Origin of the sequence: Alkalihalobacterium alkalinitrilicum (genome assembly GCF_002019605.1) — a bacterium.
GTDB lineage: Bacteria > Bacillota > Bacilli > Bacillales > Bacillaceae_F > Alkalihalobacterium > Alkalihalobacterium alkalinitrilicum.
The window spans coordinates 3,580,123-3,593,252 of the sequence record NZ_KV917368.1 but is presented as its reverse complement, the minus strand read 5'-3'; the positions used below and the strand labels follow the sequence as shown (position 1 = coordinate 3,593,252).

Genomic DNA, 13,130 nt, shown 5'->3' with positions numbered 1-13,130 from the left:
AAATGCGTATCGATGCAAATACGTTGGAGCTTGAAGAAAAAGTTGTTGCCGTTAACCGCGTAGCTAAAGTAGTAAAAGGTGGACGTCGTTTCCGCTTTGCTGCATTAGTTGTTGTAGGAGATAAAAACGGTCATGTCGGCTTTGGAATGGGTAAAGCTCAAGAAGTTCCTGAAGCAATCCGTAAAGCAATTGAAGATGCAAAGAAGAACTTAATTGAAGTACCTGTTGTTGGTACAACAATTCCACATGAGATCTTAGGCCACTTCGGTGCAGGACGTGTATTACTAAAGCCAGCATCTGAAGGTACAGGAGTTATTGCTGGTGGACCAGTACGTGCAGTACTAGAGCTTGCTGGTGTAGGCGATATCTTATCAAAATCATTAGGATCAAATAATCCTATTAATATGGTTCGTGCAACAATTGAAGGACTTAAAGAACTTAAGCGCGCTGAAGAGGTTGCGAAATTACGTGGTAAATCAGTAGAAGAACTGCTAGGATAAGGAGGGAAAAAACATGGCTAAAAAGTTAGAGATTACCCTCACTAGAAGCATTATCGGACGTCCTGAGGACCAACGTATTACTGTAAAAACTTTAGGCTTACGCAAGATGCATCAAACTGTAGTACAACAAGATAACGCTGCTATTCGTGGTATGATTAACAAAGTATCTCACTTACTAACAGTGAAAGAAATAGATGCGTAATTGAAACTTATTTAAGAGGAGGTGGCAACATGAAACTTCACGAGTTGAAACCTGCAGAAGGTTCTCGCAAAGTCCGTAACCGCGTAGGTCGTGGTATCGGTTCTGGTAACGGAAAAACAGCTGGTCGTGGACATAAAGGTCAAAATTCACGCTCTGGTGGTGGTGTTCGTCCAGGTTTTGAAGGTGGACAAAACCCAATTTTCCGACGTTTACCAAAACGAGGATTTACAAATCCTACTCGCAAAGAGTTTGCCATTGTAAACCTTGACACATTAAATCGTTTTGATGCAGGTACAGAAGTAACACCTGAACTATTAATCGAAACGGGTGTAGTTAAGAACGTAAAGGATGGTATTAAAATTCTTGGTAACGGCAAGCTTGATAAGCAACTGACAGTGAAAGCCAACAAGTTTTCTGCTACGGCTATAGAAGCAATCGAAGCTGCTGGCGGAAAAACTGAGGTGATTTAATGTTCCGGACGATCTCCAACATTATGCGAGTTGGTGACTTAAGGCGAAAAGTTATATTCACTTTATTAATGCTCATTGTGTTTCGAATTGGTACATTTATTCCAGTGCCTGGTTCAAACAAAGATGTTTTAAACTTCTATGATCAAGCGAATGCTTTTGGTTTTCTGAATACATTCGGTGGTGGAGCACTAGGTAACTTTTCGATTTTTGCAATGGGAATTATGCCGTATATCACAGCATCCATTGTAGTGCAGTTACTTCAAATGGATGTAGTGCCTAAGTTTGCAGAGTGGGCAAAACAGGGTGAAGCAGGTCGTCGGAAATTGGCACAAATCACTCGTTATGGAACAATTGTGTTAGGTTTTATTCAAGCACTAGGGATGTCTATTGGATTTAATACCATTTTTCCAGGATTAATCCCTAACCCAACTGTTCCTACCTATCTGTTTATTGCACTAGTACTTACGGCTGGAACGGCATTTTTAATGTGGCTTGGAGAGCAAATTACGGCAAAAGGTGTCGGAAACGGAATTTCGATTATCATCTTTGCTGGTATTGCTGCTGGTATTCCAAACGGGGTGAACCAAATTTATGCTACCCAAATTGAAACTGCTGGTGAGCAACTGTTTCTAAGTATTGTAACAGTATTACTATTACTCCTTGCTATCCTTGCTATAATTGTTGGAGTTATCTACGTCCAACAAGCTTTACGTAAAGTTCCAGTTCAATATGCAAAGCGTCTTGTTGGAAGAAGTCCTGTTGGAGGACAATCAACGCATCTACCGCTTAAGGTGAATGCAGCTGGGGTAATCCCTGTCATCTTTGCTTTATCTTTATTTATTTTTCCACCGACAGTAGCTGGGTTTTTTGGAACGGATAATGCGATTGCTTACTGGGTAACGCTAATATTTGATTATACTCAGCCGATCGGAATGGTATTGTATGCACTGCTCATTATTGGATTTACCTATTTTTATACGTTTATCCAAGTCAATCCTGAGCAGTTAGCTGACAATCTAAAGAAGCAAGGTGGATATATCCCTGGTATTCGACCAGGTAAGACGACTCAGGAATACATAACACGTATTCTTTATCGACTAACATTGGTTGGAGCATTGTTCTTAGCGGTTGTCTCAATTATTCCAGTTTTCTTTACTACAATTATGGGGTTACCTCCTGCGATACAAATTGGCGGAACTGGATTATTAATTGTCGTTGGTGTAGCATTAGATACGATGAAACAAATTGAGAGTCAGTTAATTAAACGTCATTACAAAGGATTCATTAAGTAACTAGAAGGCTAAGGGAAAACATTTTCCCTTAGTGTTATAGTTTTCAATTCGGTAATGGAGGGGAAAAAATGAATTTAATATTAATGGGGCTTCCGGGTGCTGGTAAAGGTACTCAGGCAGAAAGAATTGTTGAGAACTATGGAATTCCACACATCTCTACAGGGGATATGTTCCGTGCAGCAATTAAGAATGAAACTGAGCTAGGTATGAAAGCAAAATCGTTTATGGACGCAGGTGAACTTGTACCTGATGAAGTAACAATTGGGATTGTTCGAGATAGATTAAGTCAGTCCGATTGTGAAAAAGGATTTTTATTAGATGGATTTCCTCGTACTGTTGCTCAAGCAGATGCTTTAGATGAAATGCTTGCATCACTTGAGAAAAAAATTGATTTTGTTATTAATATTGATGTTCCAGAAGACATCCTTATGGATCGACTAACGGGAAGAAGAGTTTCACCGACATCAGGGAGAACATATCATGTTATTTTCAATCCTCCAAAGGTTGAAGGGATCTGTGACGTTGACGGTAGCCAATTGATTCAAAGAGATGATGATAAACCAGAAACTGTAAAGAAACGTCTAGAAGTAAATATTGCACAAAGTAAACCACTTCTTGATTTCTACTCTAAGAAAGGTGTACTTTGTGATATCAATGGTTTACAAGAGATTGGGAAAGTGTTTTCGGACATTGACCAACTTCTGAAAGGAATAAATGCATGATTATTTGTAAGACTGAACGTGAAATCGCGATAATGCGCGAGGCGGGTAAGATCGTTGCCCTCACACATCAGGAGCTGAAAAAGCATATCCAACCTGGTATTACTACCAAGGAATTAGATAACATTGCTGATAAATTGATTCGTTCATATGATGCGGTACCATCCTTTAAAGGCTACAATGGATTTACGGGTAGTATCTGTGCTTCAGTAAATGAAGAATTGGTGCACGGTATACCAGGGAAACGTGTTCTCAAGGCGGGAGACATCATTAGTATTGACATTGGGGCTCAATATAATGGATATCATGGTGACTCTGCATGGACATATGCTGTCGGAGACATTGCTGAAAATGACCAAAAATTAATGGATGTAACAGAAGCATCTCTTTATAAAGGCTTAGAGGAAGCGAAACCGGGAGAACGCCTTTCGAACATTTCACATGCGATCCAAACGTATGTAGAATCGTATGGGTATTCAGTTGTAAGAGAATATGTAGGTCATGGTGTAGGTCAAAACCTTCACGAAGATCCACAAATTCCACACTATGGTCCTCCGGGGAAAGGTCCACGTTTAAAGCCTGGAATGGTTTTAGCAATTGAACCAATGGTCAACGCGGGTACTCGTTACGTACGTACCTTAGCGGATAATTGGACTGTTGTAACTACTGATAGAAAAAACTGTGCACACTTTGAGCATACGATTGCTATTACTGAGACTGGCTTTGAAATACTAACAAAAGTGTAGTATGAAGGTGATGGAAGATGAAAGATCCTGAATCAGGACCATTTATTGGTCAGATTGTTGAAGTAATCAAAGGTCGTGATCGGGACCGGATTTGTGTCGTAATTCGTATTATTGATCATCGCTTTGTTTATATTGCTGATGGTGATAGTCGAAAGTTCGATAACGCAAAAAAGAAAAATGTCCAACACCTAAAATTCATTGATTATGTCTCAGAAGAAGTTATAAATAGCATGAATGAAACTGGTCGTGTTACCAACGCGAAGCTGCGTTTTGCGATACAAAAGTTCCAAGAACAAAATCATTTACTGAAGGAAGGAGAGTAAATTCATGGCGAAAGAGGATGTAATTGAAGTTGAAGGTACCGTAATTGAGCCACTACCAAATGCAATGTTCCGTGTCGAGTTAGAAAATGGTCATAAAGTATTGGCTCATGTATCAGGTAAAATTCGTATGCACTTTATCCGTATCTTACCAGGTGATAAAGTGACAGTTGAATTATCTCCATATGATTTAACGCGTGGCCGAATCACATATCGTTATAAATAATCCTTAGGTATTTGTCGGTTTAGATATAGTTTGATTGCTCAAATGAGAGCTTGATACGAGCACTCCGTAATATAAGGAGGTAAATAAGATGAAGGTAAGACCATCAGTGAAGCCAATCTGCGAAAAATGTAAAGTTATTCGTAGAAAAGGAACAGTTATGGTAATTTGTGAAAACCCTAAGCATAAACAAAAACAAGGTTAATACAAGGAGGTGCTTTAATACATGGCACGTATATCAGGTGTTGACATTCCTCGTGACAAACGAGTAGTAGTGTCTTTAACATATGTCTACGGAATTGGTAGAAAGTTATCTTCTGAAATCCTAGAAAAAGCTGGTGTTTCTGAAGATACACGCGTTCGTGATTTAACAGAAGAAGAGTTAGGTAAAATTCGTGAAGTACTTGATGCGTATAGAGTTGAAGGAGATCTTCGTCGTGAAATCTCTCTAAACATCAAACGTCTAATCGAGATCGGTTGTTACCGTGGTGTTCGTCACCGTCGTGGCTTACCAGTTCGCGGACAAAATACGAAAAACAATGCTCGTACACGTAAAGGTCCACGTCGTACAGTAGCTAACAAGAAGAAATAGTAAAGGAGGTAGGTTAAGAACATGGCTAAAAAGACTAATACACGTACAAAACGTCGTCAACGTAAAAACGTTGAAAGTGGTGTAGCACACATTAAATCTACTTTTAACAATACGATTGTAACGATTACTGATGTACATGGAAATGCAATTTCATGGGCTAGTGCTGGAAACCTTGGTTTCAAGGGATCTCGTAAATCTACTCCATTTGCTGCACAAATGGCTGCTGAAGCTGCTGGTAAAACAGCAATGGAAAATGGCATGAAAACGATTGAAGTTACTGTTAAAGGTCCTGGTGCAGGACGCGAAGCAGCTATTCGTTCTCTTCAAGCAGTAGGATTAGAAGTAAGCATGATCCGTGACGTTACGCCAGTTCCTCATAATGGTTGCCGTCCACCAAAACGTCGTAGAGTGTAATAAAAGAAATCCAATTTCTTGTATAGATTTCCTAAAAGTGTTAATAATGGGTAAGACGAGATTTTCCCTATGAAACGGTTCTTGCTTTTATTAACTATGGTAATGCGTATGGGAACTGCCTAATGGGGAATTCCGGTTAGGCAATCCTTACGGGTCTGCCGGAGTTCGACGTTTTGAAGGAGGGTTTGTTGAATGATTGAAATAGAAAAGCCAAATATTGAAACGATTGAAGTTAGCGATGATGCTAAATACGGGAAGTTCGTTGTTGAACCTCTAGAACGTGGGTATGGTACAACTTTAGGGAACTCCTTACGTCGTATCCTCTTATCCTCTTTACCAGGAGCAGCTGTAACAAGCGTACAAATTGATGGTGTTTTACATGAATTCTCTACAATCGAAGGTGTTGTAGAAGATGTAACAACAATCATTCTAAGCTTGAAGCAACTTGCTCTTAAAATCTACTCGGATGAAGAGAAGGTTTTAGAAATTGACACTCAAGGTGAAGGTGTAGTTACAGCTGGTGATTTAACACATGATAGTGATGTAGACGTATTAAATCCTGATCTTCATATCGCAACATTATCCAAAGGTGCAAGACTACATATGCGTTTAATAGCTAAACGTGGTCGTGGTTATGTTCAAGCTGAAGATAATAAGTCTGAAGATCAACCAATTGGAGTAATCCCGATTGATTCAATCTACACACCTGTATCTCGAGTGAACTATCAAGTTGAGAATACACGTGTCGGTCAAATTACCAACTATGACAAACTTACATTAGATGTATGGACAGATGGTAGCATTCGTCCAGAAGAAGCCGTATCTTTGGGTGCTAAAATCTTAACGGAGCATTTAAATATTTTTGTCGGTCTTACAGATCAAGCACAAAATGCTGAAATTATGGTTGAAAAAGAAGAAGATCAAAAAGAAAAAGTACTTGAAATGACGATTGAAGAGCTTGATCTTTCTGTTCGTTCTTACAACTGCTTAAAGCGTGCTGGCATTAATACCGTACAAGAGTTAACACAAAAAACAGAAGAAGACATGATGAAAGTACGTAATCTTGGACGTAAATCACTTGAAGAAGTCCAAGAAAAGCTTGCTGAATTAGGCTTAGGTCTTCGTAAAGAAGAATAGGTACTAATAGGGGACGCTAACGCTGTGCGGTTCTCCATTTTTCTTGTGTTTTTATAATAAATCGTCGTGGCCTGTTGAGGCAAACATATTAGCGTTACAAAGGAGGGAAACAGCATGGCATATGCAAAATTAGGTCGTGATAGTGCTGGTCGTAAAGCATTATTACGTGATTTAGTAACTGACTTAATCATCAACGAGAGAATCCAAACTACGGAATCAAAAGCTAAAGAACTTCGTCCGATCATTGAAAAGATGATTACTCTTGGTAAACGTGGTGACCTTCACGCACGTCGTCAAGCAGCATCTTTCGTACGTCGTGAAGTAGCTAATGAAGAATCAGGTCAAGATGCTATTCAAAAGCTTTTTGAAGATATCGCACCACGTTATGAAGAGCGTCAAGGTGGATATACTCGTATTTTAAAAGTAGGTCCTCGCCGTGGTGATGGTGCACCAATGGCAATTATTGAGCTAGTTTAATTTCTGATACATCATATATATTTGACGACAAAGGGCGTGACAGGTTGTGAGCATTATGCTCCTACTCACAGCCCTTTTTTATTATATCGAGATTTAATATTTTAGGTGATGATCATGGGTGTACCTATTGAAATTATTAACCTTTCTTATAAGTATGATGAAGAAGGGGAAGAAGTATTAAAAAATATTTCACTTACGGTTCAAAAAGGAGAATGGTTGGCTGTTATTGGCCATAATGGTTCTGGGAAATCTACACTATCACGATTTTTAAATGGGTTGCTCATTCCAGAAGATGGTGACGTTTTCATTAACGGATTGAATACTAAGAATGAAGAGTCAATGTGGGATATTCGTCGTAATGTAGGACTTGTTTTTCAGAATCCTGAGAACCAATTAGTAGGAACGACAGTAAAGGATGATATTGCTTTTGGTCTTGAAAATAATGGAGTATCCCCTTTAGAAATGGAATCAAGAATTAAAGATAGTGCTGAAAAGGTAGGAATTGCGCATTTGCTCACTGAAGAACCACATCGACTGTCAGGTGGACAAAAGCAAAGGCTTGCGATTGCAGGAATTATTGCAATACAACCTTCTGTAATTATATTGGATGAATCGACTTCAATGTTAGATCCACAAGGTAGAAAAGAAGTATTACGCACTGTATTACGCCTAAGAGAAACTGAGGAAATTACCGTCATATCCATTACACATGATTTAAATGAGGCTTCTTTAGCCAATCGAGTGGTCGTCATGAATCAGGGGGAAATTGTAAGAGATGGTATTCCTGCTGAAATTCTTACGGATGAAGAATTTATGAGAATTCAAAGTCTAGATGTCCCTTTTTCCGTGAAGCTACAGCAACAATTAGTAAGGGAAGGGGTACCATTAAATACAGTGACATTGAGTGTTGAGGATTTAGTGGAGGAACTATGGAAATTAAAATTGAAAAATTAGGCCATACCTATATGCAAGGAACACCATTTGAAAAGGAAGTTCTTAAGGAATTATCGTTTACGATTCCATCGGGTTCTTACACGGCGTTTATTGGTCATACTGGTTCTGGAAAGTCCACCCTAATTCAACATTTTAATGGATTACTAAGACCGACTGTTGGAAGTATTAAAGTTGGCAAGACAGAACTTATTGCGAATCAAAAGAAGAAGAATTTAAAGACCCTGCGAAAAAATGTAGGACTTGTATTTCAATACCCCGAACACCAATTATTTGAAGAAACTGTAGAGAAAGATATTATTTTTGGCCCTATGAATTTTGGTGTTTCCGAAGAAAAGGCTAAAAAAAGAGCTAGATCTCTTATGCCACTTGTTGGACTTTCTGAAGATTTTTTGAAACGATCGCCCTTTGAATTAAGCGGTGGGCAAAAAAGACGAGTAGCTATTGCAGGTGTTCTCGCACTAGACCCTAGAGTACTTGTACTTGACGAACCTACGGCTGGTCTGGATCCAAAGGGACGCCGTGAAATAATGGAAATGTTTTACCGTCTTCATCAAGAAAAAGAGTTAACAACAGTGTTAGTAACTCACCATATGGAAGACGCTGCACTATTTGCAGATCAAATTATCGTATTAAATCAAGGGGAAATAGCTATTCAAGGTAAGCCTGAACTGATTTTTTCGAATTTTAACAAACTTCAAGACATAGGACTAGATGTTCCAGAGACCATTACTTTATTGAATACAATGGAAAAGAAGTTTCAACAGCAGATGCCACATGATTTATTTACTGTCGATCAAGTAGCTCAATTTATAAAGCAATTTATGCTCGAAAAAAGGTGATGCTATGTTTCAACATATTTTAATTGGTCAATATGTTCAAGGGAAATCAATATTACATCGCCTTGATCCACGAGCAAAATTACTAGCGGTTTTCTTACTTGTTATTGTTGTTTTTATTGCAAATAGTTGGGTTTCTTATGCTGTGATCATCGTTTTTTGTTTTGCAACCATTTTATTATCAAAGGTACCAATTCGTTATATTTATAAAGGTTTAAGGCCTATTTTATTACTTGTTCTTATTACTCTTATTATTCATTTATTGTTAAATAAAGAAGGACAACTTGTATTCGATTGGGGACCGATCAAAATTTATGAATCTGGGATTACACAAGGTGTGTTTATCTCAATTCGCCTGCTTGTATTAGTTATCTTTACTTCACTCTTAACTTTAACGACAAAGCCGATGGATTTAACAGATGGGCTAGAAAGCATTTTATCTCCATTTAAACGCTTTGGATTGCCAGCACATGAGTTGGCCTTAATGATGTCCATTTCGCTACGATTTATTCCTACCTTGTTACAAGAAACGGAAAAAATCGCCAAAGCACAAATGGCGCGTGGCGTTGACTTTTCAAGTGGGCCACTCAAGGATCGAATGAAGGCGTTTATTCCTTTACTAATCCCACTTTTTATTAGTTCTTTTAAGCGTGCAGAGGACCTGGCTTTAGCCATGGAGGCCAGAGGTTATCGGGGAGGGGATGGTCGTACAAAGTTACGTCAACTGTGCTGGACGTTTCGTGACACGACGATCGTCATTGTTGTTATTAGTTTTGGAGTAGGCTTATTCTTTTTAAGGGTATAGGTGAGGTGGAATTATGAGAAGGTTTAAGTGCGTCATTTCATATGATGGAACAGATTTTTCTGGCTATCAAGTTCAACCCCAAAGGAGAACAGTTCAGGGAGAATTAGAGAAAGCACTAAAAACGATTCATAAAAATCAAACAGTTCAAGTGTTTGCTTCAGGTAGGACGGATGCTTCTGTTCATGCTGTTGGCCAAGTCATTCACTTTGATACGCCTCTTCACATACCGACTGAAAAATGGGGACAAGCTTTAGCTGCAAACTTACCAGATGATATCACAATCCGTAATGTACAAGGAGTAAATCCTGATTTTCATGCACGATTTCATGCGGTTCGTAAAGAGTACCGATACCGTGTCTTGAATCATAAACTTAGTGACGTCTTTCGTCGGCGTTATACGTACCACGTTCCGTATGAAATCAATATTGATGTGATGAAGGAAGCGACTAATTTCCTTATAGGGACACATGATTTTACTTCCTTTTGTTCAACAGGTTCGCCAGTTGAAGATAAAATCAGAACCATATATCAGCTTGAAATTCTAATAGAAGAGGATGAGATTATTTTTAGTATCCAAGGAAATGGTTTTCTCTATAATATGGTTCGAATTATTGTAGGTACTTTATTAGAAGTCGGTACAGGAAAACGGGATGTAAAGGACATAAAGGATATCATCTTAGCTAAAGATCGAGCGATGGCTGGAAAAACAGCTCCAGGACATGGTTTATATTTATGGGAAGTTGATTATAAATGAAGATGTGGGTGTAAGAATCTCTGTAAAGACAAGAAAAAAAATAAATTTAACAAAACAACTCATCCTAGTGTAACAAGTTATTGACATCATGTGATATATATTATAAGATGTTAGATGGTATTTCTAAATGAAACCCACTAGCCCCGGGTTGTTTAGGCTTGTTACTAAAAACAATGCAATTACCATAAAATCGAAATTAAAAAAATTTATGAATGTTTAAATAGGAGGGAAAATCATGCGTACAACATTTATGGCAAAGCCAAATGAAGTTGAACGTAAATGGTATGTTGTTGATGCAGAAGGCCAAACTTTAGGTCGTCTTGCTAGTGAAGTTGCCTCTATTCTTCGTGGTAAACATAAACCAATCTTTACTCCGAATGTAGATACAGGTGATCACGTAATTATTATCAACGCATCAAAAATCGTTCTTACAGGAAAGAAATTACAAGACAAAATTTACTACCGTCACACAAATCACCCAGGTGGACTTAAGCAAACTACAGCTGGCGAAATGCTACAAAACAAACCAGAGCGTATGTTAGAGCTTGCAATTAAAGGCATGCTTCCAAAGAACACTCTTGGTCGTAAACAAGGTATGAAGTTACACGTTTATGCTGGTAGCGAACATAAAAACCAAGCACAAAAACCAGAAGTTCTTGAACTTCGTGGTTAATTAAAGGGAGGGTATTACTTTGGCACAAGTACAATATTATGGTACAGGTCGCCGTAAGCACTCTGTTGCACGTGTTCGTTTAGTGCCAGGCGACGGTCGTATCGTTATCAATAATCGTGAATTCAATGAATACTTCGGAAACAAAGAAGTATTAAAGTTAATCATTCAACAACCACTAGTTGAAACAGGAACAGAAGGACAATATGATGTTGTTGTTAATGTTACTGGTGGAGGCTATACTGGACAAGCGGGAGCTATCCGTCACGGAGTTTCTCGTGCGCTTTTAGAAGTAGATCCAGAATACCGTGCGTCATTAAAAAGCGCTGGTTTCTTAACTCGTGATGCACGTATGAAAGAGCGTAAGAAATACGGTCTTAAAGCAGCACGTCGTGCACCTCAGTTCTCAAAACGTTAATATACATGCGTTTCAAGGCTCTCAGGCATTTATGCTTGGGGGTCTTTTTTGTATATGAAATGTGCACTTAAGGGTTCGATTTTAAAATTGGGAATTTGACTAAAAAAATTTGCTGTTAGACCAATAAATGAGCAAGTAGACCAATAAAATTGGAATTAGACTGATAAATCTAGAATTAGACCAATAAAATCAACATCGCCCCTCGTTAATTAACATTTCATTTACTTATTGGATAAATTCAACGGTATTTCCATCGCATGAGTCTGTTTGTTTTTCTCGATACTAATGAAAAAAGGTACGAGGAGAGGTCCCTATGACAGTCATAACAACGTTCTCAGAAAAACAACGAGAAAAGCGCTGGAAGTTTGAACGTAAAGTATTGAGACAATTGTCGTTAAATGATCTACGAAAAGATGCTCAGCAACACTTTGAACATTTGTTTCCTTTCCACTTTCAATATGAGCCGTTTTTAGTCGATCCTATTATTGATGCAGCGATTGATTCCTTTTTAATTGGTGCAGAATTTAGCCGTTTTGGCTACTATGGAGAGACGGTTCTAGATGTTCGCTTTCGTTGTGAAGAAGAACTAAAAGATATTTATACACAATTATTTTACATTCTTGAAGGTTGGTACACATATCGAGATATCGGGTTGGATTCATTATATATAGCAGTAGAACAATTTGTAGAACAGTGGTGGGAAAAGGGGTTCACGGAAGGTACAAAACGGTACCGAATGCGTCTTCATTAAGAAAGACAAGTTTCTGTTCATAATTTCCTCCTTGTCCAAATATAAATAAAGAGAAGAGGACGTAGGAGGGACTGGAATGAAAAAGTGGATTAAAGGGGGCGGCTTCGCTCTTGCGGTTGTTGGACTATTATTTATTGTGCAATACCAATTTATTAGCGATGACTCTTGGTCAACGTGGCAACTCCCCTTGTCAGGAAAAGTAATTATACTTGATCCAGGTCATGGAGGTCCAGACGGTGGAGCAGTATCCAAAGACGGATTACTTGAAAAAGATGTAACGTTAGACATTTCATTAGAGCTTCGCGATTATTTACAAGAAGCAGGAGCGCTAGTTCTTATGACTCGAGAAGAAGACAGAGATTTAGCCGATAGTGATATAAAAAAAATACGCCAGCGTAAAGTACAAGACTTAAAGCGAAGAGTCGAGTTAATCAATGGTTCAGATGGAGATATGTTTGTTAGTATTCACCTTAACGCTATTCCTTCACCGAAGTGGAAAGGGGCACAAACCTTTTACAACCGGACAATAGAAGAAAATGAGTACATTGCTAAGTTTGTTCAAGATGAAATTCGTCGAAATTTAGAAAATACTCACCGAGTGGCCAAACCGATTGGTAATGTTTATTTAATAAAACAAGCAGTAACCCCAGGTGTTCTCGTCGAAGTTGGATTTTTATCCAATCCAGAAGAAGCCGAATTACTTGAAACCGAAAAGTATCAACAAAAAGTGGCTGCATCTATTTATCAAGGAATTCTCCGTTATTATTCAGAAGAACCAGTTCCCGCTTCATAACTCATGTAAGCGAAATCAACGTATTCCTTAAACGAGTTATGCTATACTAATTATATC

General features: G+C 38.4%; 21 protein-coding genes. All 21 read left to right on the top strand.

Annotated elements, in window-relative coordinates; all coding sequences use genetic code 11:
* The first annotated feature begins 2 nt into the window (after positions 1-2).
* The 21 genes from rpsE to cwlD all read left to right on the top strand — a co-directional run bounded on the left by rpsE (position 3) and on the right by cwlD (position 13,073).
* The gene (gene rpsE / locus BK574_RS17415) at positions 3-500 is read left to right on the top strand and encodes a 30S ribosomal protein S5 (protein ID WP_075388578.1); all 498 of its coding nucleotides are present in this window, start codon (positions 3-5) and stop codon (positions 498-500) included.
* A gap of 13 nt (positions 501-513) precedes the next feature.
* Positions 514-702 carry a 50S ribosomal protein L30 gene (gene rpmD / locus BK574_RS17410; RefSeq protein WP_075388577.1) on the top strand — a complete coding sequence of 63 codons (189 nt, stop codon included), beginning with the start codon at positions 514-516 and terminating at the stop codon, positions 700-702.
* A gap of 29 nt (positions 703-731) precedes the next feature.
* Positions 732-1,172, top strand: a complete 441-nt coding sequence (gene rplO, locus BK574_RS17405) for a 50S ribosomal protein L15 (RefSeq protein ID WP_075388576.1) — start codon at positions 732-734, stop codon at positions 1,170-1,172.
* A complete protein-coding gene (gene secY / locus BK574_RS17400) occupies positions 1,172-2,464 on the top strand; it encodes a preprotein translocase subunit SecY (protein WP_075388575.1) in 1,293 nt (430 codons plus the stop codon). Before rplO ends, secY begins: the two co-directional genes overlap by 1 nt.
* 68 nt (positions 2,465-2,532) lie before the next feature.
* Entirely contained in the window at positions 2,533-3,186 is a 654-nt protein-coding gene (locus BK574_RS17395; RefSeq protein WP_075388574.1) for an adenylate kinase, read from the top strand.
* Positions 3,183-3,929, top strand: coding sequence for a type I methionyl aminopeptidase (gene map, locus BK574_RS17390; protein WP_078429450.1), 747 nt, complete (start codon positions 3,183-3,185; stop codon positions 3,927-3,929). Before BK574_RS17395 ends, map begins: the two co-directional genes overlap by 4 nt.
* Before the next feature lie 17 nt (positions 3,930-3,946).
* Entirely contained in the window at positions 3,947-4,252 is a 306-nt protein-coding gene (locus tag BK574_RS17385; RefSeq protein WP_075388572.1) for a KOW domain-containing RNA-binding protein, read from the top strand.
* Positions 4,253-4,256: 4 nt separating this feature from the next.
* Entirely contained in the window at positions 4,257-4,475 is a 219-nt protein-coding gene (gene infA, locus BK574_RS17380; RefSeq protein WP_003322635.1) for a translation initiation factor IF-1, read from the top strand.
* Positions 4,476-4,563: 88 nt separating this feature from the next.
* Positions 4,564-4,677: a 50S ribosomal protein L36 gene (gene rpmJ / locus BK574_RS17375; RefSeq protein ID WP_003322638.1), complete on the top strand. Its 114-nt coding sequence runs from the start codon at positions 4,564-4,566 to the stop codon at positions 4,675-4,677.
* A 21-nt stretch (positions 4,678-4,698) separates the two neighbouring features.
* Positions 4,699-5,064: a 30S ribosomal protein S13 gene (gene rpsM / locus BK574_RS17370; RefSeq protein WP_075388571.1), complete on the top strand. Its 366-nt coding sequence runs from the start codon at positions 4,699-4,701 to the stop codon at positions 5,062-5,064.
* 21 nt (positions 5,065-5,085) lie between these two features.
* Complete coding sequence (gene rpsK / locus BK574_RS17365; protein ID WP_075388570.1) at positions 5,086-5,478, top strand: 30S ribosomal protein S11; 393 nt, start codon at positions 5,086-5,088, stop codon at positions 5,476-5,478.
* Between the two features lie 192 nt (positions 5,479-5,670).
* On the top strand, positions 5,671-6,615 hold the full coding sequence (locus BK574_RS17360) for a DNA-directed RNA polymerase subunit alpha (protein WP_075388569.1): 945 nt from the start codon (positions 5,671-5,673) through the stop codon (positions 6,613-6,615).
* A gap of 114 nt (positions 6,616-6,729) precedes the next feature.
* The gene (gene rplQ / locus BK574_RS17355; RefSeq protein ID WP_075388568.1) at positions 6,730-7,092 is read left to right on the top strand and encodes a 50S ribosomal protein L17; all 363 of its coding nucleotides are present in this window, start codon (positions 6,730-6,732) and stop codon (positions 7,090-7,092) included.
* Positions 7,093-7,206: 114 nt separating this feature from the next.
* Positions 7,207-8,046, top strand: a complete 840-nt coding sequence (locus BK574_RS17350) for an energy-coupling factor transporter ATPase (RefSeq protein WP_078429449.1) — start codon at positions 7,207-7,209, stop codon at positions 8,044-8,046.
* Positions 8,022-8,885, top strand: coding sequence for an energy-coupling factor ABC transporter ATP-binding protein (locus BK574_RS17345; RefSeq protein ID WP_075388566.1), 864 nt, complete (start codon positions 8,022-8,024; stop codon positions 8,883-8,885). Before BK574_RS17350 ends, BK574_RS17345 begins: the two co-directional genes overlap by 25 nt.
* A gap of 4 nt (positions 8,886-8,889) precedes the next feature.
* Complete coding sequence (locus BK574_RS17340; protein WP_078429448.1) at positions 8,890-9,687, top strand: energy-coupling factor transporter transmembrane component T family protein; 798 nt, start codon at positions 8,890-8,892, stop codon at positions 9,685-9,687.
* Positions 9,688-9,700: 13 nt separating this feature from the next.
* Complete coding sequence (truA, locus tag BK574_RS17335; RefSeq protein WP_078429447.1) at positions 9,701-10,441, top strand: tRNA pseudouridine(38-40) synthase TruA; 741 nt, start codon at positions 9,701-9,703, stop codon at positions 10,439-10,441.
* Positions 10,442-10,676: 235 nt separating this feature from the next.
* Complete coding sequence (rplM, locus tag BK574_RS17330; RefSeq protein ID WP_075388563.1) at positions 10,677-11,114, top strand: 50S ribosomal protein L13; 438 nt, start codon at positions 10,677-10,679, stop codon at positions 11,112-11,114.
* A gap of 19 nt (positions 11,115-11,133) precedes the next feature.
* Positions 11,134-11,529 (top strand): 30S ribosomal protein S9, encoded by a 396-nt coding sequence (rpsI, locus tag BK574_RS17325; RefSeq protein WP_075388562.1) that lies wholly within the window; start codon positions 11,134-11,136, stop codon positions 11,527-11,529.
* Between the two features lie 313 nt (positions 11,530-11,842).
* Positions 11,843-12,280, top strand: a complete 438-nt coding sequence (locus tag BK574_RS17320; RefSeq protein ID WP_075388561.1) for a DUF2521 family protein — start codon at positions 11,843-11,845, stop codon at positions 12,278-12,280.
* Between the two features lie 76 nt (positions 12,281-12,356).
* Positions 12,357-13,073 (top strand): N-acetylmuramoyl-L-alanine amidase CwlD, encoded by a 717-nt coding sequence (gene cwlD, locus BK574_RS17315; RefSeq protein WP_075388560.1) that lies wholly within the window; start codon positions 12,357-12,359, stop codon positions 13,071-13,073.
* The last annotated feature ends 57 nt before the right edge of the window (positions 13,074-13,130 follow it).

What these genes read in the sequence shown, in the direction of transcription:
- BK574_RS17350 (WP_078429449.1), top strand. Translation starts at nt 7,207, where the DNA reads ATGGGTGTACCTATTGAAATTATTAACCTTTCTTATAAGTATGATGAA.
- rpsM (WP_075388571.1), top strand. Translation starts at nt 4,699, where the DNA reads ATGGCACGTATATCAGGTGTTGACATTCCTCGTGACAAACGAGTAGTA.
- infA (WP_003322635.1), top strand. Translation starts at nt 4,257, where the DNA reads ATGGCGAAAGAGGATGTAATTGAAGTTGAAGGTACCGTAATTGAGCCA.
- rplQ (WP_075388568.1), top strand. Translation starts at nt 6,730, where the DNA reads ATGGCATATGCAAAATTAGGTCGTGATAGTGCTGGTCGTAAAGCATTA.
- BK574_RS17395 (WP_075388574.1), top strand. Translation starts at nt 2,533, where the DNA reads ATGAATTTAATATTAATGGGGCTTCCGGGTGCTGGTAAAGGTACTCAG.
- BK574_RS17345 (WP_075388566.1), top strand. Translation starts at nt 8,022, where the DNA reads ATGGAAATTAAAATTGAAAAATTAGGCCATACCTATATGCAAGGAACA.
- truA (WP_078429447.1), top strand. Translation starts at nt 9,701, where the DNA reads ATGAGAAGGTTTAAGTGCGTCATTTCATATGATGGAACAGATTTTTCT.
- secY (WP_075388575.1), top strand. Translation starts at nt 1,172, where the DNA reads ATGTTCCGGACGATCTCCAACATTATGCGAGTTGGTGACTTAAGGCGA.
- BK574_RS17360 (WP_075388569.1), top strand. Translation starts at nt 5,671, where the DNA reads ATGATTGAAATAGAAAAGCCAAATATTGAAACGATTGAAGTTAGCGAT.
- map (WP_078429450.1), top strand. Translation starts at nt 3,183, where the DNA reads ATGATTATTTGTAAGACTGAACGTGAAATCGCGATAATGCGCGAGGCG.
- cwlD (WP_075388560.1), top strand. Translation starts at nt 12,357, where the DNA reads ATGAAAAAGTGGATTAAAGGGGGCGGCTTCGCTCTTGCGGTTGTTGGA.
- BK574_RS17320 (WP_075388561.1), top strand. Translation starts at nt 11,843, where the DNA reads ATGACAGTCATAACAACGTTCTCAGAAAAACAACGAGAAAAGCGCTGG.
- rpmD (WP_075388577.1), top strand. Translation starts at nt 514, where the DNA reads ATGGCTAAAAAGTTAGAGATTACCCTCACTAGAAGCATTATCGGACGT.
- BK574_RS17385 (WP_075388572.1), top strand. Translation starts at nt 3,947, where the DNA reads ATGAAAGATCCTGAATCAGGACCATTTATTGGTCAGATTGTTGAAGTA.
- BK574_RS17340 (WP_078429448.1), top strand. Translation starts at nt 8,890, where the DNA reads ATGTTTCAACATATTTTAATTGGTCAATATGTTCAAGGGAAATCAATA.
- rpsE (WP_075388578.1), top strand. Translation starts at nt 3, where the DNA reads ATGCGTATCGATGCAAATACGTTGGAGCTTGAAGAAAAAGTTGTTGCC.
- rpmJ (WP_003322638.1), top strand. Translation starts at nt 4,564, where the DNA reads ATGAAGGTAAGACCATCAGTGAAGCCAATCTGCGAAAAATGTAAAGTT.
- rplO (WP_075388576.1), top strand. Translation starts at nt 732, where the DNA reads ATGAAACTTCACGAGTTGAAACCTGCAGAAGGTTCTCGCAAAGTCCGT.
- rplM (WP_075388563.1), top strand. Translation starts at nt 10,677, where the DNA reads ATGCGTACAACATTTATGGCAAAGCCAAATGAAGTTGAACGTAAATGG.
- rpsK (WP_075388570.1), top strand. Translation starts at nt 5,086, where the DNA reads ATGGCTAAAAAGACTAATACACGTACAAAACGTCGTCAACGTAAAAAC.